The following is a 22,203-nucleotide window of genomic DNA, read 5'->3' on the forward strand; positions in this document are numbered from 1 at the left end:
AAAGTGTGCTCGCGCCCTGGGGCGCTGAAGGAGTCGTATATCAAAGCGACAGGTAAGGGGTTGGCCACATCATTGAAAAGTTTTTCGTTCGATTTTTCCAATCTAACTCAACAAACGCTGCCAGTTCATTCGTCGGGTTTACGACCAGAGTTACATGGAGGAATCATTGTCCATAACGGTGTAGGGTTGGATGCTGCTGAAAATGACAATACTTCAACAGATTGGCAATGCAGTTTAGGAAGGCTGGATAACCAGTTTCGATTTGCCGTGACGCTTGGTGGTGCAACGCTTCCTATGCAATTAGAGATTAAGTGCTTCCCCAAATCGAAGCTACTTGGCTGAGTTTACGTTCGTTACACTAGAACCTTTAGCTTCTAATCTTGAACACGGCTCGCTCTCAGCCATTCGTAATATTGGTTAACTCGTTTCGCCAAGCATCGCTTTTAATACTTCTGCGGGTACAGGCTGAAGTTGTTTGTCTTTATCTAGGCAAACCATCTCGATATCACCAATCACGGCAGGTTTGGTTGCATCTTTACGCCATACCTCTTGTCGCCATAAGGTTTTGTATTTGCCATCGAGCTCAAAAGAGGTTCGGATATCGCAGATCTCTGCGAACTCAACGCCGTCTTGAAAGGTCATATTGGCTTTATACACCGCAAACCCCAGTCCATGTTCATTCCACAACTCTGCCAGTTTATCGCTGCCCAACACATGCTCGCGCGCACGCTCAAAGTATTTAAGAAAGTTAGGGTGATAAACCACACCTGAGTGATCGGTATCTTCGTAGTAAATCTGTACTGGGTGATGGTAGATCTGACTCATGGGTAGCAACTCTTGGTAAGTAGTGGATCAGTAAATCTGACTAAGTTGTGCAGCACTCTACAGGATAGGTTGAAATTACTTCAAGGCATCATCGTGAAAGGGGCTTTTGGTCAGACCTCATTTATCTCTGATGCTTTGGTCAACTCCCACCCATTTACAAATATTCTATGTGTCATTTTCCACCCATTAATTTTTGTAGCGAGTTAGCGACAACTGCAGGCAGATCTTATGAAGCCTTGCGGTTAAAGGCTTGTTAATGAATTGTGTCAATATGGCGCGCTAATTGCCTTAGTGAAAGCACGCAGTTCCCATTGAAGGGCTGCTTTGTTTACTAAGGAGAATAATAATGTTTAAGCCTCTTACCCTGCTGTCTGTATCAGCTCTGGCGCTCACAAGTTTTAATGCTGCTGCAAACTGTGACCCTGGTGAAATCGTGATTAAATTCAGTCATGTAACCAATACCGATAAGCACCCGAAAGGCATCGCCGCTTCTTTACTGGAAGAGCGAGTAAACACAGAAATGAATGGAAAAGCTTGTATGCAAGTTTTCCCTAACTCAACACTTTACGATGATAATAAGGTACTGGAAGCCCTGTTAAATGGTGATGTTCAAATGGCGGCGCCATCGCTGTCAAAATTTGAGAAGTTCACTAAGAAATACCGCATTTTTGACCTTCCTTTCCTATTTGAAGACGTAGAAGCCGTTGACCGTTTCCAAAACTCAGAATCTGGTGAAAAGCTGAAGAACGCGATGAAGCGTCGTGGCCTGCAAGGTCTTGCGTTTTGGCACAATGGCATGAAACAGATGTCGGCGAACAAACCTCTTATCAGCCCTGAAGATGCAAAAGGTTTGAAATTCCGTGTTCAAGCATCGGATGTATTGGTGGCTCAGTTTGAACAACTAGGCGCTAACCCACAGAAGATGTCTTTCAAAGAAGTGTACGGTGGCTTGCAAACTAAAGTTATCGATGGTCAAGAGAACACATGGTCAAACATCTACGGTAAGAAGTTCTTTGAAGTACAAGACGGCGTGACCGAAACTAATCACGGTATCTTGGATTACCTAGTTGTAACGTCAAACGACTTCTGGAAAGACCTACCTGAAGATGTACGCACACAGCTTGGCACTATCGTTCAAGAAGTGTCTGAGACGCGTAACGCAGAATCTTCAAAAGTTAACCTAGCGAACAAAAACAACATCATCGAAGCGGGTGGTGAGGTTCGTACACTTACGCCTGAACAGCGTGAAGCATGGGTAGCTGCACTTCAACCAGTATGGAAGAAGTTTGAAAAAGACATCGGTTCAGACCTTATCGATGCAGCGTTAGCTTCAAACCAATAACACCGCTAAGGGAGTGGCGAGTATTCGTCACTCCTTATTAAAACAATTATAAGCGGAGTCAATTATGGAAAAGCCTCAAATGGAACAACCAAATTCTAGCGAATCAGCACTGGAAACCTCTCTTTTTTCCAAAGTCGGAAGAGTTACGGATGTGATTGAAGAGTCACTAATCGCATTTTTCCTTGGCGCAATGACGCTACTTACTTTTGCCAACGTGGTATTTCGATACGCATTCAATGACAACATCTTATGGGCACTGGAACTGACCGTGTTCATGTTTGCTTGGATGGTGTTAGTGGGCGCATCTTATGGCGTTAAAAAACACTTCCACATTGGTGTTGATGTGATCATCAACCTTGCCCCAGAAAAGCTACGCAAAGTGTATGCGCTCATCGCCGTGACAAGCTGCCTAGCATTTTCAATCTTACTTCTTATCGGTTCTTGGAATTATTGGTACCCATTCGCGACCGATCGCGCATGGTACGAGACCGACGATATTCCAATGCCAGAGATGCTTCAGTTTCTTGCTGACTGGCTGAATGAAGGCGAGCGATACGAGAAACTGCCACGTTTTATTCCTTATATGGCGCTGCCGATTGGTATGGCAATGCTAACGTTCCGTTTTGCTCAAGTTGCTTACCAAGTCGTCACAGGCAAGCTTGACCGCATGATTGCAGGACACGAAGCCGAAGAAGAGCTGGATGCGTTGAAAGCAGACGTGCTAGCGGGCTCTGACGAAGATGCGACAGCGGTATTGAATTCGACTCCGCAGAACAAAGCGAATGAGTCGAGTACAAAATCTAACGGTAAGGAAGACTAATCATGGCAATGTTATTTCTATTTTTAATGGTAATTGCTTTCATGTTGGTCGGTGTACCAATTGCAATTTCCCTCGGTTTATCGAGCGTAATATTCTTATTGATGCACTCAGATGCGTCATTAGCTTCAGTCGCACAAACGCTGTTTAATGCATTTGCAGGCCACTACACACTCTTAGCGATTCCTTTCTTTATTTTGGCCTCTAGCTTCATGTCTACTGGTGGCGTGGCGAAACGTATTATCCGTTTTGCTATCGCGATGGTAGGTTGGTTCCGCGGCGGCTTGGCGATGGCGTCGGTTGTGGCATGTATGATGTTCGCAGCCCTTTCTGGTTCATCTCCTGCAACGGTAGTGGCGATCGGTAGTATCGTTATCGCAGGTATGATCAAAAACGGTTACTCAAAAGAGTTCGCGGCAGGGGTTATCTGTAACGCGGGTACTTTGGGTATCTTGATTCCGCCGTCCATCGTGATGGTGGTTTACGCGGCTGCGACCGATGTATCGGTAGGTCGTATGTTCTTAGGTGGCGTTATTCCTGGTTTGCTGGCGGGTGTGATGTTGATGATTGCTATCTACATCGCAGCACGTATTAAGAAGATTCCGGCACAGCCATTTGTGGGCTGGGGCGAGATGTTCGCAGCTGCGAAAGATGCGAGCTGGGGCTTGCTGCTGATTGTCATCATTCTAGGTGGTATCTACGGCGGCATCTTTACTCCGACAGAAGCGGCGGCAGTGGCTGCGGTGTATGCCTTCTTCATTGCCAACTTTATCTATAAAGATATGGGGCCTTTCGCTGACAAGAACAATACAAAGCCTGCTTTGGTTAAGGTGTTCCAAACGTTTTTCCATAAAGACACCAAAGACACACTTTACGATGCAGGCAAGCTGACGATCATGCTGCTGTTTATCATTGCCAATGCTCTGATTCTTAAGCATGTACTGACCGAAGAACGCATTCCTCAAATGATCACTGAGTCTATGCTATCTGCGGGCTTGGGTCCGATCACCTTTTTGATTGTAGTAAACGTTTTACTCTTGATTGGTGGGCAGTTCATGGAGCCATCAGGCTTGCTGATCATTGTTGCTCCTTTGGTATTCCCAATTGCAATTGCGCTCGGTATCGACCCAATTCACCTAGGTATCATGATGGTGGTGAACATGGAGATAGGGATGATAACGCCGCCTGTCGGGCTCAATTTGTTTGTGACCGCAGGTGTCGCGAAGATGTCGATGATGAACGTGGTAAAAGCCGCATTGCCGTGGGTTGGGGTGATGTTCTTATTCCTGATTATCGTCACTTACGTACCTTGGGTATCAACATGGTTACCAACCACCTTGATGGGACCAGAGATCATAACCAAGTAGCTATTTGAGTCATTCACTGACATGGAATTTAATCCATAAAAAATGAGGAGGTCGCTAGACCTCCTCATCTATATTTCTGCCACGATTTGAATGAGGCTTTATCTGCTCATACAAAGCGCGTTTTGCCTCTAATTCTGGCGTGTGTAGATCGACATGATTGTCAGCATAAAAAATACCATCTATCTCGAAAGTATCGGTAATCGATGGCACTTTTGTTTTCTCACCCATAACCACTTCCTTATTATATTTATTGCATAACATCCTGTTGTCGAAATAAGTATAGGTGATCTTGCTCCCAAATCTAATTTAGTTTGGTTCTACCTTATAAGATTCTTTCGTTAGCTGGTGCTTTTGCATCTTATCGTAGAGGGTTTTCCTCGGTAATTGCAGCCTCTCCATGGTCTCTTTTATACTGCCATTGCATTCAATAAGTGCCTGCTTCAACGTATTTTTTTCAAAGTCAGATACCAATTCTGCCAAAGACAGTTCTTGAGTAGTTTCAGTGGCGCTGTCTGATAAGTGAGAAAGCTTACCTAAAAGTACAAAACGCTCTGCAGTATTACGTAATTCTCGAACATTTCCCGGCCAATCATGAGCCAAAAGTGCGTGCAGCTCCTTTTGTGGAAGGGCAGGGGCAGTCTTGCCATAACGCGCCGCAGCGACCAGTAGGAAGTGGTGGAAGAGTGCTGGGATATCTTCTTGTCGGCTTCTTAACGGCGGTAAATCTAAGGTCACAACATTGAGTCGATAATAGAGATCTTGGCGGAAAGAGCCTTCTTCAGCGGCTTTCTTTAGGTCGACTTTGGTTGCTGCTATCACTCGAATATCTAGTGGCACTAAACCGTTTGAACCAACTCGCTCAATAACGCGTTCTTGTAAGACGCGTAATAGGCGAATTTGTGCCTGCATCGGCATGGATTCAACTTCATCTAAGAATAGAGTTCCGCCTTGAGCAAACTCGAATTTACCCACTCGCTTGCTTTCTGCGCCCGTGAATGCCCCTTTTTCATGGCCATACAGTTCACTCTCAATCAGGTTTTCAGGAACAGCACCACAGTTGACCGCGACAAAGTTTTGCTCTCGACGGCTGCTTTGTTCATGCAGAGAACGTGCTACTAACTCTTTACCTGTACCTGTCTCGCCAAACAATAATATATCGGCATTGGTGTCGGCAATATGGGTGATGATGGAGCGCAGCTCAGTCATTGATTGCGTGTCACCAATGATCCTTGGGCCAAGTGCTTGGCTGGCTTTGAGTGAACGTTTTAACTCAAGGTTCTCTAGTGTGAGCTGACGTTTTTCTATCGCTCGCTTAGTGGTTTCGATTAGGCGTTCATTAGCGAAAGGTTTTTCAATGAAGTCATAGGCGCCGTATTGGATAGCTTGAACGGCCATTGAAATATCGCCGTGACCAGTAATCATGATCACGGGGATCTCTTTGTCTTTGTGCATCACGGTGTTGAGCAGATCATGCCCGGATAGACCTGGTAGACAGATATCAGTGATGATCACGTGAGGTAAGCCGTTTTCTTGAATCGCGAGCAGAGCAGACTCCGCATCGGGAAAGAATTCGGCATCAATGTCGGCGAGCTCGAAGCTCTGTTCAATCGCCATTCTTAGATCGGATTCATCATCAATGAAATAGACGTGACACATAGTGATTCCTTTACTTCTTTGTATTCTGGTTATTGCTGAGTTTTTGTTTGCTGTTCATGTCCAACAAGGGGCAACTCTATGCTGATTCGAGCACCGCCTTGAGGGCTACTACCGGTAACGAGCTTGCCATTTATTCCGTTGATTATTTGTTGAGAAATCGATAGCCCAAGTCCAAGTCCGTTTTTCTTGGTGGTATGGAAGGGTTCAAAAAAGTTTCCGCTAGAAGGGGAGGTGAAGCCGGGGCCGTTATCATCGACATGAATTAGCAAGGTATTGGCTTGTTGATGGTCGGACTCTCTAATCTCTAACAGAATAGCTAATTGTTTGTCATCTTGTTGTTCCACTGCCTGAATCGCGTTGGTCAGCAGGTTAATGATCACCTGTTCCAGTTGAATGGCGTTGGCGAGCACGCAAGCATCAAAGGTCTCAGGGAGTTCGTTGACCTTAACTCGCTCGCTCTTGAGTTGTGGTTTCATCAGCTCTTTCGATGAATGTAAAACTGGGAGTATTTGTAAGGTGTGTAGCTCTTCCGCAGTAGATTTTTTGGCGAACGAGCGAAGCTGGTGGCTGATTTTCGCCATACGATCAGTGAGTGCCGAGATTCGCGATAGATTGTCATCGACACGATCGGTTTTTTCTTTGGCAAGAAACAATCGCCCGTTGTCGGCATAACTGCGAATCGCGGCAAGCGGGTTATTCAGTTCGTGACTGATGCTCGCTGACATCTGCCCTAGCACTGCTAGTTTGGCGGCTTGGATGAGCTCGTCTTGGGTTTGCCTCAGAACATGCTCGGTTTCGATACGGTGTTTGATCTCAACATGTAACTCCGATGTACGTTCAAGCACTTGAAATTCGAGTTTTTGCTTGGCTTCGGATTGCAGCCTGTCTATCTGTGCTCGTCTTTGTTGTCTATGGTGGTTGAGCTGCATTGTTAGATAAATAATCGCAAAGATTAGGCTCAAAACAACAAGGTAAGCAACCAAGTCCCACCAAACTAAGTGGGTTGGAGAAAATACCCGTAAGGTGAGTCTTGGTTCGGCTAGGAAACGCGAAGAACTAAAGAACTGCTCTTGGACGAGTTTGTGTGGCGACTCAATACGACTGGTGGCACTGTCTAAATCGCCGGAGAAGTGCAGGCTTTCTATTTTTGTATCGAGATACTGCCTGCTTTCTTGAATTCGAGTGTGTTGTACTTCGCTTAGCGGCTGAAGGCTTTTGAACAGCCACTCAGGGTTACTCGACATAAATACAATTTGATCTTTATCGTCAGCAACAAAAAAACTCTGTTTGCCTTTCCAACTTGCTTCAATCAGCGATAAATCCATCTTTACGACAATGACGCCAATAATCTCGGCGGCATAGGAGACGGGGTAAGAATAATAATAGCCTCGCTTTCCAGAGGTTGAACCTAGCGCAAAATATTGATTTTCATTGCCAATAATCGCTTCTTGAAAGTAGGGGCGGAAAGCAAAGTTACGACGAATAAAAGAACGCGGTTGATTCCAGTTACTGGCTGCAATGGTGGTGCCGATACTGTCTAGTAGGTAGGTGTCGGATGCTTGAATCACCGAGTTTACGTGCTCTAGATAACGATTAGTGAGTTCGATTTGCGCAGAGTTACTTGGAGAGTGCAGGGCATCGACCAGCTCTTTGTCTTTTGAAAGCAGCTCGGGAATGTGCGCGAACTTATCCAATTGGCTTGAAATATGAACAGAAAAGCGGTCCAGCTTAGATTGATGATCATTTAACAAACTTTCATGGCTCGTGCTCCACACCCAATGACCGCCAAACACCATCAGTAAACTGTATGTGACCATTAACAGTATTGGGATTTTAAAAGCTTGAAACATGAAGGCTCTCCGCTGATTTCTTTGGTAAACAATCAAGCCTGTCTTCTCTCGTTTATGGTAGCAAATAGCGGTAGTTTTTGCTGAAAGCAGAGAGTGAACAGATGGATGTAGGTTAAGGGTTTGTAACGGGGATTGTTGAAAAAGTTATCGACTCTGAGGGGTAAAACAAGAGCAAGATCTCTTTTTAAGGTTTTTAGCAAAAAAAGCCCTCGATTCCCTTGAAAAAGTCGCTATTGTCCCCATTTCTGTTGTGCTAAGTGATGATTTGATCGTTTTTGTATCACTTAGTTGGACGAATTTAGAGCATTCATCATCATGCAGAGGTGAACGGCTCGACAGAGATTAAACAGATCGCTAGAATGTCGCGTCTAAAATTTCTGTCCTGAGGCTAATCGGAGATACCTTTCTTGTTTCTGAAAACAAGCTTTATTGCGTTTTAATCGACGTGTGAAGAACGAAGATATCGCTGATTAGTCTGGTGTTTGGTTGAATAATCAATTCAGACATCAATGCTCGATTTTAAATTAGGTGTTCGGATAGAGCACTACACAAGGATGCAGCCAACAACGTCTGCTTTTGAATTAAAGCTAAGTTACGGCTCATATGCTCAGATTACTGAGCCAGTTTTGAGGTTTATATAATGCAAGTTACTGTTGAAACGCTAGAAGGCCTAGAGCGCCGTCTTAATATTACTGTTCCTGCTGCTAACATCGAAGATGCAGTTACAGCTGAACTACGCAACATCGCGAAAAACCGTCGTTTCGATGGTTTCCGTAAAGGCAAAGTGCCAATGAAGATGGTTGCTAAAATGTACGGCAAAGCAGTACGTCAAGACGTGATGGGCGAAGTAATGCAACGTCACTTCATCGAAGCGATCGTTAAAGAGAAAATCAACCCAGCTGGCGCACCTACTTTCGCACCAGTTGAAAACAACGAAGGCGCTGACCTAGTATTCAACGCAACTTTTGAAGTTTACCCAGAAGTTGAGCTGAAAGGTCTAGAAAACATCACTGTTGAGAAACCAGCAGTAGAAGTTAAAGAAGCTGACGTTGAAGAGATGATCGAAACTCTACGTAAGCAACAAGCAACTTGGACTGAAGTTGAAGCTGCTGCTGACGCTGGTTCTCGTGCAACTATCGACTTCGTTGGTTCTATCGACGGTGAAGAGTTCGAAGGCGGTAAAGCTGAGAACTTCCCACTAGAGATGGGCGCTGGTCGCATGATCCCTGGTTTTGAAGACGGTATCGTTGGTAAAACAGCAGGTATGGAATTCGAAATCGACGTAAACTTCCCAGAAGATTACCACGCTGAAAACCTAAAAGGTAAAGCAGCTAAGTTTGCAATCAAAGTAAACAAAGTTGAAGCTCGTGAACTTCCAGAACTAAACGAAGAATTCGTTGCTAAGTTCGGCGCAACTGACGGCGTTGAAGGTCTTAAAGCTGAAGTTCGTAAGAACATGGAGCGTGAGCTTAAGCAAGCTGTTAAGAACCGCATCAAAGAGCAAGCTATCGACGGTCTAGTTAACGAAAACAACATCGACGTACCTTCTGCTCTAATCGATCAAGAGATCGGTGTTCTACGTCAACAAGCTGCTCAACGTTTCGGTGGCAACACTGAAGCTGCTGACCAACTTCCACGTGAGCTGTTCGAAGAGCAAGCTAAACGTCGCGTAGTTGTAGGTCTTCTTCTTGGTGAAGTAATCAAGACCGAAGAGCTAAAAGCTGACGACGAGAAAGTTAAAGCTATCATCGAAGAGATGGCTACAGCATACGAAGATCCAACAGAAGTTATTGCTTACTACGAGCAAAACGAGCAAATGATGAACAACATGCGCAACGTTGCTCTAGAAGAGCAAGCTATTGATGCAATCATCGCTAAAGCTCAAGTTTCTGATAAAGAAGTTAGCTTCAACGAGCTAATGAATCAGCAACCTGCTTAATATAGTAATATCTGACGTAGAAGGTTGACGTACGGTCAACAATTCTGCTAACAATGGTCCGTATGATTTAATCATTCGGGCCATTTATTTTAGGGACATAAGAATATGAGCTACCAAGAAAAAAATACAATGCCATCGATTATGGACGCACTAGTTCCTATGGTGGTTGAACAGACTTCCCGTGGTGAACGTTCTTACGATATTTATTCTCGTCTATTAAAAGAACGTATCATTTTCTTAACAGGTCAAGTGGAAGACCACATGGCAAATCTTGTCGTGGCTCAACTGCTTTTCTTGGAATCAGAAAACCCAGACAAAGATATCTATCTTTACATCAACTCACCTGGCGGTAGCGTAACAGCAGGCATGTCTATCTACGACACAATGCAGTTCATCAAGCCAAACGTGAGCACAGTATGTATGGGTCAAGCTTGCTCTATGGGTGCATTCTTACTAGCGGGTGGTACTCCTGGTAAGCGTCACGTGCTTCCAAACTCACGTGTAATGATTCACCAGCCACTTGGCGGCTTCCAAGGCCAAGCGTCTGATATTCAAATTCACGCGCAAGAGATCCTAACGATCAAACAAAAGCTAAACAAACTATTGGCAGAGCACACTGGTCAGCCTCTAGAAGTTGTTGAGCGCGATACAGATCGTGATAACTTCATGTCTGCTGATCAAGCAGTAGAATACGGCTTGGTGGATTCAGTTCTTAATCACCGCGGTCAATAATTGCAGGGCAATTGTTTAACGCAAAGTGATTCAAATTGATATACACTCAAGCATAGAGAGTTAAGGCTAAGAGGTTAGCGAATGACAGATAAAAGCAAAGAGGGTGGTAGCGGTAAACTGCTTTACTGCTCTTTCTGTGGCAAAAGCCAACACGAAGTTCGCAAGTTAATCGCAGGTCCTTCTGTTTACATTTGTGATGAATGTGTCGATCTTTGTAACGACATTATTCGTGAAGAAATTAAAGATGTTCTTCCTAAGAAAGAATCGGAATCGCTGCCAACGCCGCGTGAGATTCGTGAGCATCTTGACGACTATGTAATCGGTCAAGAATACGCGAAGAAAGTGCTAGCAGTTGCAGTTTATAACCACTACAAGCGTTTACGTAATGGTGATACGACAGCTGAAGGCGTAGAGCTAGGTAAGAGTAACATTCTTCTTATCGGTCCTACTGGTAGTGGTAAAACACTACTGGCTGAAACATTGGCTCGTTTCCTAGACGTTCCTTTCACAATGGCAGACGCAACAACACTAACCGAAGCGGGTTACGTGGGCGAAGATGTTGAAAACATCATCCAGAAGTTGCTTCAGAAATGTGATTACGACGTAGCGAAAGCGGAACGCGGCATTGTTTACATCGATGAAATCGACAAGATTTCTCGTAAAGCTGAAAACCCATCAATCACGCGTGACGTGTCTGGTGAAGGTGTACAGCAAGCTCTACTAAAACTTGTTGAAGGTACAGTAGCTTCAGTTCCACCTCAAGGTGGTCGTAAGCATCCACAGCAAGAGTTCTTGCAAGTGGACACGTCTAAGATCTTATTTATCTGTGGTGGTGCGTTTGCAGGCCTAGATAAAGTGATTGAACAGCGTGTAGAAACAGGTTCAGGTATCGGCTTTGGCGCAGAAGTGCGTTCAAAAGATGAAACCAAAACTATCGGTGAATTGTTCACTCAAGTAGAACCTGAAGATCTAGTGAAATATGGTCTGATTCCAGAATTCATTGGTCGTCTACCTGTGACAACAACACTGACAGAGCTTGATGAAGAAGCGCTAATCCAAATCCTATGTGAGCCAAAGAATGCACTTACAAAACAGTACGCAGCATTATTTGAGCTTGAGGATACAGAGTTAGAATTCCGTGAAGATGCTTTACGTGCCATTGCTAAGAAAGCAATGAACCGTAAAACAGGTGCTCGTGGTCTACGTTCTATCTTGGAGGGTGTTCTACTAGAAACTATGTACGAACTGCCATCTTCAACTGATGTAAGCAAGGTTGTGATTGATGAGTCGGTAATTAATGGTGAGTCAGAACCACTATTAATTTACAGCAACTCAGATAACCAAGCAGCTGTTGCAGAGTAGGTCTTTTTTAGACAAGTCACTCAAATTGAAAAAGGAGGTAAGCAATTACCTCCTTTTTTTTATTCTTCCATTGAATCCAGTCGTTTAAGCCCCATATACTGCTTTATAAGTTAAAGCGGAAGAGAGAAATATATGAACTTGGAACGTTCCGAGCGTATCGAAATCCCCGTGCTACCTCTACGTGATGTAGTGGTTTACCCACACATGGTTATTCCATTGTTTGTTGGTCGTGAAAAATCGATTACTTGCCTTGAATCGGCAATGGAAGCTAACAAACAAGTACTACTTGTAGCGCAGAAAGAAGCGGACACTGATGAGCCTTCAATTGACGACCTATTTAAAGTAGGAACTGTCGCTACCATTCTTCAGTTACTAAAGCTCCCTGATGGTACTGTTAAAGTGCTTGTCGAAGGTCAGCAGCGTGCAAAAATTCACCAATTCAAAGAAAGTGAGTTTTTCTTAGCGGACGCAGAATACGTTGTAACCTCAGAACTTGACGAAAAAGAACAAGAAGTGGTTGTTCGCAGCGCGATCAATCAATTCGAAGGCTTTATTAAGCTGAACAAAAAGATTCCACCAGAAGTTCTAACATCTCTGAACGGTATTGATGAGGCAGCTCGCCTTGCTGATACGATTGCTGCACACATGCCACTTAAACTGGTAGACAAGCAGCACGTTCTAGAAATCTTAGATGTGACTGAACGTCTGGAATTCTTGATGGGCCAAATGGAGTCAGAAATTGACATCTTGCAAGTTGAAAAACGTATTCGTGGCCGCGTTAAGAAGCAAATGGAAAAATCTCAGCGTGAGTACTACCTGAATGAGCAAATGAAAGCGATTCAGAAAGAACTTGGCGAGATGGACGACGCTCCTGATGAATTCGAGACTCTGAAGAAGAAGATCGAAGACTCTAAGATGCCTCAAGAAGCTCGTGAAAAAACCGAGCAAGAACTGCAAAAACTGAAAATGATGTCGCCAATGTCTGCTGAAGCAACAGTAGTACGTAGCTACATTGATTGGATGGTGGGCGTTCCTTGGGCTAAGCGTTCAAAAGTGAAAAAGAATCTAGCGAAAGCGGAAGAGATCTTAAACGAAGACCACTACGGCTTAGAGCGTGTTAAAGAACGTATTCTTGAATACTTGGCAGTACAAAACCGTATCAACAAGCTAAAAGGCCCAATCCTTTGTCTTGTTGGTCCTCCTGGTGTAGGTAAAACCTCGCTAGGTCGTTCGATTGCTGCGGCAACGGGTCGTAAGTACACGCGTATGGCACTTGGTGGCGTTCGTGATGAAGCTGAGATTCGTGGTCACCGTCGTACGTACATCGGTTCACTTCCGGGTAAACTGATCCAGAAGATGTCTAAAGTTGGTGTTAAGAATCCACTGTTCCTATTAGATGAGATCGATAAGATGTCTTCTGATATGCGTGGCGACCCATCTTCAGCACTTCTAGAAGTTCTAGATCCAGAACAAAACAACGCATTTAACGATCACTACCTAGAAGTAGATTACGATCTGTCAGATGTTATGTTCGTGGCAACATCGAACTCGATGGACATTCCTGGGCCTCTACTGGACCGCATGGAAGTGATTCGTCTATCTGGTTATACAGAAGATGAGAAGCTGAACATTGCTAAGAGCCATTTACTGGACAAGCAAGTTCAACGCAACGGTCTTAAGCCTCATGAAATTGAGATTGAAGACTCTGCAATCATCGGCATCATTCGTTACTACACGCGTGAAGCGGGTGTACGTAGCCTAGAGCGTGAAATCTCAAAGATCTGTCGTAAAGCAGTGAAGAACATCTTGCTAGACAGCGATCTTAAGTCTGTAACGGTTAACATTGATAACCTGAAAGAGTACTTAGGTGTTCAACGCCACGACTTCGGTAAAGCGGATGAAAGCAACCGTATCGGTCAAGTAACAGGCCTAGCGTGGACTCAAGTGGGTGGTGATCTACTGACTATCGAGACCGAAGCAATGCCGGGCAAAGGTAAGCTAACGCAAACTGGCTCACTTGGCGACGTGATGAAAGAGTCGATTCAAGCGGCAATGACAGTGGTTCGTTCTCGTGCTGAAAAACTGGGTATCAACTCAGATTTCTACGAAAAACGTGACATTCACGTTCACGTACCAGAAGGTGCTACACCGAAAGATGGCCCGAGTGCGGGTATCGCAATGTGTACTGCACTTGTCTCTAGCTTGACGGGTAACCCGGTTAAAGCAGAGGTCGGTATGACAGGTGAAATTACCCTTCGTGGTGAAGTTTTACCTATCGGTGGCTTGAAAGAAAAACTGCTTGCTGCACACCGTGGCGGCATCAAAACTGTACTGATCCCTAAAGACAATGAGCGTGATTTGGAAGAGATTCCAGACAACGTAATCGCTGACTTGAAGGTGATCCCGGTTCAGTGGATTGATGAAGTACTCAAAGTCGCGCTAGAACGAGATCCGTCAGGGGTCGAGTTTGACGTGAAAAAATAGTGATGCATAGCAAAAATAAGTAAAGAATTACGCTGATAGGCCCGAAAAGGCTTGTCAGCGTTTTTTTTGGACGCTAAGTTATTGATCAAAGCGGCAGCCCTTTTGCAATAAGGCTTGCGGCTAAATTAAAACCAAAATGGAACGTACAGTCATCAGAAGTAGTCACAGATGACACATAGGGGAAAAACAGTGAATAAAACACAACTAGTAGAATCAATCGCAGAAAACGCAGACATCTCTAAAGCTTCAGCTGGCCGCGCTCTAGACGCATTCATCGAAGCAGTTGGCACAACGCTACAATCTGGTGACCAAGTTGCACTTGTTGGCTTTGGTACTTTCAGTGTTCGTACTCGTGCTGCTCGTACAGGTCGTAACCCAAAAACTGGTGAAGAGATCCAAATCGCAGAAGCTAAAGTACCTGGCTTCAAAGCGGGTAAAGCACTTAAAGACGCATGTAACTAATTTTCACTGCTGAAACCTCCATTTAAGAGGGGAAGGCAGTAAAATGCGTTTACTGTTTGAAAAATGATGTTTCATTCTTAAACAGTATGTGTACAAAGCACATTGAACTTATTTAAATTATGCGCATCCTACTGATGCGCATTTCTTTTTCTGATAATATCGCGTGAATAGATTTTTATTTTGAAGCCAATGCTTCATATCCGGAGAGCACTTAAATTATGATGGATCGATTACGCGAAGGCGTGAATAGCATCGCGGTAAAAATTATCCTTGGGTTGATTATCCTGTCATTCGTATTCGCAGGTGTAGGCAGCTACATCACCGGTGGCGGTAACAACGCAGCAGCTAAAGTTGGCAACACAGAAATTGCTCGTGGTGAGTTCGAACAGGCTTACCAAAACGAACGTAATCGTATGCAGTCTCAACTTGGCGATTACTTCGCGCAAATGCTTGCAGACCCTACTTACGTAGAGTCTTTCCGTAAATCAGTACTTGATCGCATGATCAATGACGTACTGCTTGAGCAGCAAGCTGAGTCTCTAGGCCTACGAATCAGTGATTCTCAAATCCGCACCATGATTCTAGAAATGCCTCAGTTCCAAACGGCGGGTCAATTCGACCAAGAAGTTTACCAATCGGCACTACGTCGTGCAGGTTTCAGCGCAGAGAGCTTCGCTGAATACATGCGTCGTGACCTTATGCGCAACCAGCTTGTGACTGCACTTCAAGGCAGTGAATTCGTTCTTCAGGGCGAAATCGATACTCAGAGCAAGCTTATCGCACAAACTCGTGACATTCGCACAGTGACACTGTCTGTTGCTGACCTTGCAAAAGACATCGAGTTAACTGACGAGCAAATCGAACAGTACTACCAAGAGAACCCAGCAGCTTACACTCGTCCAGAGCAAGCTAAGGTATCTTACATTGAGCTTTCTGCTGAAGCGCTTAAGTCTCAGCTTGAAGTAAGCGATGAAGAAGCACAGAAATACTACCAAGAGCACCTAGACAAGTACTCAACGGAAGAGCAACGTAAAGTTAGCCACATCCTAGTTCAAGGCGATGACGAAGCGAAAGCTCAGGCAATCCTAGACGAGCTAAATGCAGGCGCTGATTTTGCTACGCTAGCGGAAGAGAAATCTGACGACTTCGGTAGTGCAGACGTTGGCGGTGACCTAGGTTGGATTGAGCGCGATGTTATGGACCCTGCATTCGAAGACGCGGCTTTCGCTCTTGAGAATATTGGCGATACTACTGGCCTAGTTAAATCTGATTTCGGCTACCACATCATCAAGCTAGACGAACTAAAAGCGTCTCAAGCTCAGCCTTACACTGAAGTAGCGGCAGAGATTAAGACAGAGCTTCTAGACCAACACGCAGTTGATCAGTTCTACGAGCAACAAACTGAGCTAGAAAAAGTAGCGTTTGAATTCCCAGATTCTCTAGATGATTCTGCAGAAGCTATCAACGCGAAGATCACAACGACAGATTTCATCTCTCAAGTTGACGCTCCAGAAGTTCTGATGACGCCTGCAGTTATGCAAGCTATCTTGAGCCCTGAAGTGAAAGAAGACGGTCTAAACTCGGAAGTTATCGAAGTTGCACCTGAGCACGTAATTGTTGTTCGTGTAGAAGAGACTCGTGATGAGACAGTTCTTCCTCTAGCTGAAGTGAAAGATCAAGTTGTCGCTGCACTGTCTGCTGTCCAAGCAGAGCAGCAAGCGGTTGAGCTAGGTGTTTCTCTAGTGAACGAACTTGAGCAAGGCAATGAAGCAGTACTAGCGGACAACAACCTTGAGTTCACTGAACTTGAAACGATTGACCGTAACTCGCCATTAGCGGCATCTGTATTCGCTCTAGCGAAACCAGAAGCAGGTCAAGCTGTGTTCGGTCAATCTAAAGACCAAGACGGTAATATCGTTGTTGTTGAGCTTTCTAAAGTAACGGCTGAGATCAACCCAGCCTACAGCACTCAAATTGGTGCACAGTTGGAGCGAGTTGGTAACCAGCAAGACCTGACTAACGTATTAAACGTACTTCGTAAAAACGCAGACGTTGAATACTACGTAGTGGGTCAAGGTCAGTAAGCGTTTGATTACCTCAGTAGCAAGCTCAAGTTAGAGCTTACTACTGAAATCAACACGTGATTGTTAGGCTTTAATTCAGATTTGTGAGCCAACAAACAAGCTGATGAAAATAAGATGTATAACGAAGCGGGTCACTTAGGTGATCCGCTTTATTTTTATCTGGTGATTGTGTTATCTAGCGCGGCAAATGCATAAGTTACGTTTTTTGAACAAAGGAACTATTTATGCGCACGATATATTCAACACTAATTCTTTCATTTCTGATGCTCTTAAGCCCTGCCGTGTTTGCAGACAGCCCAACCAAGGCTGAGCTTTACGAAGGCATTGAGATTACGGTCAACATCAATACCGCGACGGCAGAAGAACTTTCAGCACTATTGGTTGGCGTGGGTGACAAGAAAGCCAAAGAAATCGTCGATTACAGAGATCAGAACGGGGCATTTACTACTGCTGATGATTTGGTGAGTGTCAAAGGGATAGGTGAAGCGACGGTTGAAAAGAACCGCGAAAGAATTCAACTTTGACCCGTTTTTCTACTTGTTAGAAATGAAGCGATAGATATGAAGCCTCCGGCCAATGCACCTGCTAGGTGGGCTTCAATCGCGATACGAGCATTAATCAGTTCACCAGTCGTGCTAGAAGGGCCAATAAGCTGCTCCCAAGCGATTTTAGCGACTAATCCGAATACTAACAGCCAACTAGACTTCCTGCCGTTTAAAGCCTCTCTGAGCGCGAATAAGCCAAACAACCCATGCAAAGTGCCCGATAGGCCAACGTAGATCTGAATACTTGAAAACAACAGAGCGACGCCAGTCACTAAACTGATCACAAGCAAAGCAACAACAAGCTGTTTTTTACTCGGTTGAAACAGGTAGCTGATGATCCACAAGCCTGCTAGATTCATCAGAAGATGCGAGTAGTTGGTATGTGAAAAGTTTCCTGTTAGGATTCGCCACCATTGCCCATCGGCAATCGCATTGCTATCCCAAACGACCCAAGCTTGTATTGGCTCAAATTGGAATAAGACGCATAAAAGTGAAATGAAAATTAAAACAGGGTACACATTAAATCCATGTCTCGTTATTGCCCCCAATGCAGCAAGGCTTTGAAAGCTTGTATTTGTCAGTGGGTTACACCACTCGAATCGAATGTTGAGCTTATCATTCTTCAGCACCCATCAGAAGAGCATCGTCCGATGGGAACAGCGCGTATTCTCTCGTTATCTCTTAATAACAGCGTGACGTTTGTTGGCGAAGACTTTTCAGACAACGAACAACTCAACGCATTGTTGTGCGATGAACAGTATCAACATGTGATTTTATACCCAAGCGAAAACTCTGTTTCAGTTGAGTCGGCGACATCTCCCAATAAGAAGCTGCGTGTGATTTTATTGGATGGCACGTGGAAGAAAGCATTCAAGATGTGGCAAGTATCGAGTAACTTGCATGCGTTGAACACGGTTCATTTACCGAAAGATCTCAAGGGTAATTACCGAATTCGCAAAGCACCCAGTGAAAATAGCCTTTCAACCGTTGAAGCTGGCTATCATTTACTTAGCTTGTTAGAGCGTGATGGCGACTTTAGCCCTTTGCTAACGGCATTTGACCAAATGATTCAGTTTCAAATCAATCAAATGCCGCCGGGCGTGTTTGAGAAAAACTACTTAGATTAAGCCGTTTTAGTAAAGTGAGTCAGGAATTAAAACTCGGTATGAGCTGAGAACAGTTGCTGATGCATTTTCTGCGCAAGATCATCAGTCATCGATGAAATGTAATCGGCTATCACGCGCATTTTTCGAGACTCATCTTGATGTTGTAGCCATTGCTTCTTGATGGGCAGTGGCAGCAAGCGTTCAGGATCTGCGCTGAATGCTTCAAACATATCCATGATGATCTGTTGACCTTTGTATTCGATGACCTGAACCTGTGGCACTTGAATAACGAACTCGCTGACAAAGTGTTTCAGCTTATCGAGTGTGCCGTCCATGCTCGGCTCGAGCACCGCATTGTAAGCCAACAGTACATTCTCAAAGTTAGCCTCCACTCGCTTAATCGAGATACTGGTCAACAGTGCGTTGACTATCCCACCAATCGCATCCTTTCGACGATACTGTTCACCAGAGAAAAGCATCTCTGTAATTGAATCTAGGTGTTCACAAATCCATGGGTCGGCCATCTCTTTCAGTTGAGGGTAAGCCGATTCGACCCACTGAGCTTTGGTCACAGAGCCAAGCACAATCGCATCTTCTAAATCGTGCACGCCATACGCGATGTCGTCAGCAAGTTCCATGATCGAACAATCCAGTGACTTATATTTGGTCTTGTTGTGCTCAAGTGGCTCGGTATGCGTTTTTCTTTTCTGTTTTAGGAGCTGTTGGTCGCTGCTTGAAAGCGGTTCAAGCACCCAGTTAAACAACTCTTCATCATGATCGTAGATGCCTTTTGCTGGCATCCAATCTTTAGCTCGGAGTTGTCGTTGATGCTTAACGGGTTCAGACTGCAATTTAGCTTGAACCTCACTCAGCAGAGAAGGGTACTTAATTAGACCTAACAAAGTGCGTCGAGATAGGTTCATCCCGTGATGTTCAGTGTAAGGTTCTAGCTGTGTGACTATGCGAAACGTTTGAGCGTTGCCCTCAAAGCCGCCGTGGTCGCGCATCATGTAGTTGAGTGCGACTTCGCCGCCATGTCCATAGGGTGGATGACCGATGTCGTGAGCCAAACACAGTGAATCAATCAAACTGTCTGAGGGTAATAGGTCTCGAAATTCGGGCTGCTTTTTCTTCAGTTGAGCGACGATACCGGTGCCAAGCTGAGCGGCCTCAAGAGAGTGGGTAAGGCGCGTTCGGTGAAAGTCGTTGACCGTGGTGCCATGGATCTGGGTTTTCGCTTGTAAGCGACGGAAAGCAGCAGAGTGAAGCACGCGCGCACGGTCACGCTGATACGGGCTGCGGTGGTCATCCCGTCTTATTTTATGTTCATCGTCATTTCGATGCTGCCATTCTTGTTCGAGTACAAAGGGTGGTTCGAGTTGAGAATTCAAAATAGCACCTATCAAATTGATTTTATTTAGCTAATTAAAAACAACTTATACCCAGCTAGCTTATCTCGTCTAGTGATAATTCAAAGCTCGGTGCGAATGTGGTGAGAAAGTAGTCCATTTCTGGGCTTTTGCGTTGTTCGAGTGTCTCTTCCAATCGGCGCTTGGCTTGCTCGTATTCATGATTGCCCGCACTGAGCTCTTCCAAGCATTTCAGGTACGCACAGATAGTATCTGCCTGCTTGACGATGCTTTGCTCTTCTTTACTCGCAGTACCAGATATTAAGAAGGGGGCGAAGTCGTCTCTGAACTCTTCTGGCAACATCGAAAGCAGTCTTTGTTCTGCCGCGGCTTCTATTTTCTTATACTCTTGTGCAATATCCGGGTTGTAGTATTTAACTGGCGTTGGCAAATCACCCGTCAGTACCTCACTGGTGTCGTGGTACATGCCAAGCAGAGCAATGTGCTCGGGGTTAAGCTGACCATCAAACTTCTTGTTTTTGATCAGTGCCAAGGCGTGTGCCACGAAAGCAACCTGTAGGCTATGTTCTGAAATGTTCTCGCTTGATACCGAACGCATCAGGGGCCAGCGTTGAATTAGCTTCATGCGTGCGAGATGGGCAAAGAAATGGCTCTGTTTCATAAATGTCCTTTTTAAACAATGCTCCACTCGTATCTTATGTTAACTCAAACCGTACGAGCCAGCGGATACAAAAAAGGCTCCTAAACAGGAGCCTTTTAAGCATAGAAGTGAATGAATACAAGTTAAAGTCTTTTAAAACAGCAAATTGTAGCCATCTTTCTTTGTGCTCATTAACCTTCGATGAGGTCGTCTTGGCTGTAAGTCTGTAAGAAGCGCTCTAAACGACCAATTGCGATTTCTAGATCTTCGATGTGCGGCAGAGTCACGATACGGAAGTGATCCGGTTTCGGCCAATTGAAGCCCGTACCTTGAACCAATAGCACCTTCTCTTGCTTAAGGAAGTCGAGTACAAACTTCTGATCGTCTTTGATGTTGTACATGTTGGTGTCGATTTTAGGGAACAGGTACATTGCACCTTTCGGTTTCACACAAGAAACGCCAGGGATCTTGTTGATCAGTTCCCATGCACGGTCACGCTGTTCAATCAGTCGACCGCCTGGAAGAATCAGCTCATTGATACTCTGATAGCCACCGAGTGCGGTTTGGATAGCGTGTTGCATCGGAACGTTGGCACACAAACGCATTGAGGCCAGCATTTCTAGCCCTTCTACATAGCCTTTCGCTAGGTGTTTAGGGCCTGTTAAGAACATCCAACCACCACGGAAACCACATACACGGTAAGCTTTAGATAGGCCGTTGAACGTGACCATTAATACGTCTTCAGCAAGCGTTGCCACTGAAGTGTGTACCGCACCGTCGTAAAGTACTTTGTCGTAGATTTCATCGGCGAAGATGATCAAACCGTGCTCACGAGCAATCTCAACCACTTGTAATAGGAAATCACGGCTGTATACCGCGCCTGTTGGGTTGTTCGGGTTGATAAGAACGATGCCGCGCGTCTTTGGTGAGATCTTCGCGCGCATGTCGTCTAAATCTGGATACCAATCAGCATCTTCATCACACATGTAGTGAACCGGTGTACCACCAGAAAGCGCAACAGACGCTGTCCATAGTGGGTAATCCGGAGCGGGAACTAAGATTTCATCACCATTATCCAGTAGCGCTTGCATAGACATAACGATAAGCTCTGATGCGCCGTTACCAATGTAAACGTCTTCTACATCAAGGTTACGTAGGCCTTTTTTCTGGTAGTGCTGAACAACCGCTTTGCGGGCTGAATAGATGCCTTTTGAGTCGCAGTAACCTTGAGATGTCGGTAGGTTACGGATTACGTCAACAAGGATTTCATCAGGGGCGTCAAAACCAAATGGGGCGGGGTTACCAATATTAAGCTTCAGTATTTTATGCCCTTCTTCTTCCATGCGCTTAGCATGTTTGAGTACAGGCCCCCTGATTTCGTAGCATACGCTGTTGAGTTTTGACGACATCCCGATATTTTGCATTGCCGATTTCCTGAAATTAATTTAAATACTTTATTAAAGTACCGCAAAATGGCGTTTGATAGAATAAAAATCTGATGAATGTCGCATTTCAGTGTCACGTTTAGCCTTTTTGTTGTCACTCTTTTCTAAATTTTAATTAATCGCTTTCTTGGTTATTGGCTAAGATGAATAAAGGGGCGGGATCGCTTAAAATCACAG

Annotated in this window: 19 protein-coding genes and 2 pseudogenes; 13 read left to right on the forward strand and 8 right to left on the reverse strand. The window is 44.8% G+C overall.

Features of this window, described 5'->3' with window-relative positions; all coding sequences use genetic code 11:
- Positions 1 to 342, forward strand: a pseudogene (locus tag AB4263_RS23450) (4-phosphopantetheinyl transferase); the annotation flags it as partial.
- Between the two features lie 75 nt (positions 343 to 417).
- Here the strand turns inward: AB4263_RS23450 and AB4263_RS23455 are convergent.
- Entirely contained in the window at positions 418 to 825 is a 408-nt protein-coding gene (locus tag AB4263_RS23455; protein WP_004736070.1) for a thioesterase family protein, read from the reverse strand.
- 346 nt (positions 826 to 1,171) lie between these two features.
- On the opposite strand from AB4263_RS23455, the gene AB4263_RS23460 reads away from it, so the two are divergent.
- The 3 genes from AB4263_RS23460 (at position 1,172) to AB4263_RS23470 (ending at position 4,351) form a co-directional block, all read left to right on the forward strand.
- Positions 1,172 to 2,167, forward strand: coding sequence for a TRAP transporter substrate-binding protein (locus AB4263_RS23460; RefSeq protein WP_016788636.1), 996 nt, complete (start codon positions 1,172 to 1,174; stop codon positions 2,165 to 2,167).
- A 64-nt stretch (positions 2,168 to 2,231) separates the two neighbouring features.
- Positions 2,232 to 2,987, forward strand: coding sequence for a TRAP transporter small permease (locus AB4263_RS23465; protein ID WP_048607896.1), 756 nt, complete (start codon positions 2,232 to 2,234; stop codon positions 2,985 to 2,987).
- Between the two features lie 2 nt (positions 2,988 to 2,989).
- The gene (locus AB4263_RS23470) at positions 2,990 to 4,351 is read left to right on the forward strand and encodes a TRAP transporter large permease (protein WP_017060625.1); all 1,362 of its coding nucleotides are present in this window, start codon (positions 2,990 to 2,992) and stop codon (positions 4,349 to 4,351) included.
- A 54-nt stretch (positions 4,352 to 4,405) separates the two neighbouring features.
- Here AB4263_RS23470 and AB4263_RS23475 read toward each other — a convergent pair whose 3' ends face one another.
- From AB4263_RS23475 to AB4263_RS23485, 3 genes are all read right to left on the reverse strand, one after another.
- Entirely contained in the window at positions 4,406 to 4,579 is a 174-nt protein-coding gene (locus tag AB4263_RS23475; protein ID WP_017060624.1) for a hypothetical protein, read from the reverse strand.
- A gap of 78 nt (positions 4,580 to 4,657) precedes the next feature.
- A complete protein-coding gene (locus AB4263_RS23480) occupies positions 4,658 to 6,007 on the reverse strand; it encodes a sigma-54 dependent transcriptional regulator (RefSeq protein WP_102393527.1) in 1,350 nt (449 codons plus the stop codon).
- 29 nt (positions 6,008 to 6,036) lie between these two features.
- Positions 6,037 to 7,857, reverse strand: a complete 1,821-nt coding sequence (locus AB4263_RS23485) for an ATP-binding protein (RefSeq protein ID WP_372098983.1) — start codon at positions 7,855 to 7,857, stop codon at positions 6,037 to 6,039.
- 163 nt (positions 7,858 to 8,020) lie between these two features.
- Here AB4263_RS23485 and AB4263_RS23490 point away from each other — a divergent pair.
- From AB4263_RS23490 to AB4263_RS23525, 8 genes and pseudogenes are all read left to right on the forward strand, one after another.
- Positions 8,021 to 8,203, forward strand: a pseudogene (locus AB4263_RS23490) (hypothetical protein); the annotation flags it as partial.
- A 294-nt stretch (positions 8,204 to 8,497) separates the two neighbouring features.
- Positions 8,498 to 9,796, forward strand: a complete 1,299-nt coding sequence (gene tig, locus AB4263_RS23495) for a trigger factor (protein ID WP_017060621.1) — start codon at positions 8,498 to 8,500, stop codon at positions 9,794 to 9,796.
- A 105-nt stretch (positions 9,797 to 9,901) separates the two neighbouring features.
- Positions 9,902 to 10,528 (forward strand): ATP-dependent Clp endopeptidase proteolytic subunit ClpP, encoded by a 627-nt coding sequence (gene clpP / locus AB4263_RS23500; protein ID WP_004736080.1) that lies wholly within the window; start codon positions 9,902 to 9,904, stop codon positions 10,526 to 10,528.
- An 81-nt stretch (positions 10,529 to 10,609) separates the two neighbouring features.
- Complete coding sequence (clpX, locus tag AB4263_RS23505) at positions 10,610 to 11,890, forward strand: ATP-dependent protease ATP-binding subunit ClpX (RefSeq protein ID WP_009847283.1); 1,281 nt, start codon at positions 10,610 to 10,612, stop codon at positions 11,888 to 11,890.
- 132 nt (positions 11,891 to 12,022) lie between these two features.
- A complete protein-coding gene (gene lon / locus AB4263_RS23510) occupies positions 12,023 to 14,374 on the forward strand; it encodes an endopeptidase La (RefSeq protein ID WP_017060619.1) in 2,352 nt (783 codons plus the stop codon).
- A gap of 168 nt (positions 14,375 to 14,542) precedes the next feature.
- Complete coding sequence (locus AB4263_RS23515; RefSeq protein WP_012604504.1) at positions 14,543 to 14,836, forward strand: HU family DNA-binding protein; 294 nt, start codon at positions 14,543 to 14,545, stop codon at positions 14,834 to 14,836.
- Between the two features lie 218 nt (positions 14,837 to 15,054).
- Entirely contained in the window at positions 15,055 to 16,920 is a 1,866-nt protein-coding gene (gene ppiD / locus AB4263_RS23520; RefSeq protein ID WP_372098984.1) for a peptidylprolyl isomerase, read from the forward strand.
- A gap of 224 nt (positions 16,921 to 17,144) precedes the next feature.
- On the forward strand, positions 17,145 to 17,444 hold the full coding sequence (locus tag AB4263_RS23525) for a helix-hairpin-helix domain-containing protein (protein ID WP_017060617.1): 300 nt from the start codon (positions 17,145 to 17,147) through the stop codon (positions 17,442 to 17,444).
- On the opposite strand, the gene rrtA is transcribed toward AB4263_RS23525, so the two are convergent.
- A complete protein-coding gene (rrtA, locus tag AB4263_RS23530) occupies positions 17,435 to 17,983 on the reverse strand; it encodes a rhombosortase (RefSeq protein ID WP_017060616.1) in 549 nt (182 codons plus the stop codon). The two genes, AB4263_RS23525 and rrtA, sit on opposite strands and share 10 nt — an antisense overlap.
- A gap of 9 nt (positions 17,984 to 17,992) precedes the next feature.
- Between rrtA and AB4263_RS23535 the strand changes: the two genes are divergently transcribed.
- Positions 17,993 to 18,592 (forward strand): tRNA-uridine aminocarboxypropyltransferase, encoded by a 600-nt coding sequence (locus AB4263_RS23535; RefSeq protein WP_017060615.1) that lies wholly within the window; start codon positions 17,993 to 17,995, stop codon positions 18,590 to 18,592.
- A 26-nt stretch (positions 18,593 to 18,618) separates the two neighbouring features.
- Here the strand turns inward: AB4263_RS23535 and AB4263_RS23540 are convergent, their stop codons facing one another.
- The 3 genes from AB4263_RS23540 to AB4263_RS23550 form a co-directional block, all read right to left on the reverse strand.
- A complete protein-coding gene (locus tag AB4263_RS23540; protein WP_017060614.1) occupies positions 18,619 to 19,962 on the reverse strand; it encodes an anti-phage deoxyguanosine triphosphatase in 1,344 nt (447 codons plus the stop codon).
- A 55-nt stretch (positions 19,963 to 20,017) separates the two neighbouring features.
- Entirely contained in the window at positions 20,018 to 20,602 is a 585-nt protein-coding gene (gene yfbR, locus AB4263_RS23545) for a 5'-deoxynucleotidase (protein WP_017060613.1), read from the reverse strand.
- Between the two features lie 170 nt (positions 20,603 to 20,772).
- Positions 20,773 to 22,005, reverse strand: coding sequence for a pyridoxal phosphate-dependent aminotransferase (locus AB4263_RS23550; RefSeq protein ID WP_372098985.1), 1,233 nt, complete (start codon positions 22,003 to 22,005; stop codon positions 20,773 to 20,775).
- Between the last annotated feature and the right edge of the window lie 198 nt (positions 22,006 to 22,203).

The sequence above is a fragment of the Vibrio sp. 10N.261.55.C5 genome (assembly GCF_041470505.1).
Classification (GTDB): Bacteria; Pseudomonadota; Gammaproteobacteria; order Enterobacterales; family Vibrionaceae; genus Vibrio; species Vibrio crassostreae_C.

Coding starts and splice junctions, on each gene's coding strand:
- lon (WP_017060619.1), top strand. CDS start 12,023: ATGAACTTGGAACGTTCCGAGCGTATCGAAATCCCCGTGCTACCTCTA.
- AB4263_RS23460 (WP_016788636.1), top strand. CDS start 1,172: ATGTTTAAGCCTCTTACCCTGCTGTCTGTATCAGCTCTGGCGCTCACA.
- AB4263_RS23535 (WP_017060615.1), top strand. CDS start 17,993: ATGTCTCGTTATTGCCCCCAATGCAGCAAGGCTTTGAAAGCTTGTATT.
- ppiD (WP_372098984.1), top strand. CDS start 15,055: ATGATGGATCGATTACGCGAAGGCGTGAATAGCATCGCGGTAAAAATT.
- AB4263_RS23480 (WP_102393527.1), bottom strand. CDS start 6,007: ATGTGTCACGTCTATTTCATTGATGATGAATCCGATCTAAGAATGGCG.
- clpX (WP_009847283.1), top strand. CDS start 10,610: ATGACAGATAAAAGCAAAGAGGGTGGTAGCGGTAAACTGCTTTACTGC.
- tig (WP_017060621.1), top strand. CDS start 8,498: ATGCAAGTTACTGTTGAAACGCTAGAAGGCCTAGAGCGCCGTCTTAAT.
- AB4263_RS23455 (WP_004736070.1), bottom strand. CDS start 825: ATGAGTCAGATCTACCATCACCCAGTACAGATTTACTACGAAGATACC.
- AB4263_RS23525 (WP_017060617.1), top strand. CDS start 17,145: ATGCGCACGATATATTCAACACTAATTCTTTCATTTCTGATGCTCTTA.
- AB4263_RS23515 (WP_012604504.1), top strand. CDS start 14,543: ATGACACATAGGGGAAAAACAGTGAATAAAACACAACTAGTAGAATCA.
- AB4263_RS23465 (WP_048607896.1), top strand. CDS start 2,232: ATGGAAAAGCCTCAAATGGAACAACCAAATTCTAGCGAATCAGCACTG.
- AB4263_RS23485 (WP_372098983.1), bottom strand. CDS start 7,857: ATGTTTCAAGCTTTTAAAATCCCAATACTGTTAATGGTCACATACAGT.
- AB4263_RS23475 (WP_017060624.1), bottom strand. CDS start 4,579: ATGGGTGAGAAAACAAAAGTGCCATCGATTACCGATACTTTCGAGATA.
- clpP (WP_004736080.1), top strand. CDS start 9,902: ATGAGCTACCAAGAAAAAAATACAATGCCATCGATTATGGACGCACTA.
- AB4263_RS23470 (WP_017060625.1), top strand. CDS start 2,990: ATGGCAATGTTATTTCTATTTTTAATGGTAATTGCTTTCATGTTGGTC.
- yfbR (WP_017060613.1), bottom strand. CDS start 20,602: ATGAAACAGAGCCATTTCTTTGCCCATCTCGCACGCATGAAGCTAATT.
- AB4263_RS23550 (WP_372098985.1), bottom strand. CDS start 22,005: ATGCAAAATATCGGGATGTCGTCAAAACTCAACAGCGTATGCTACGAA.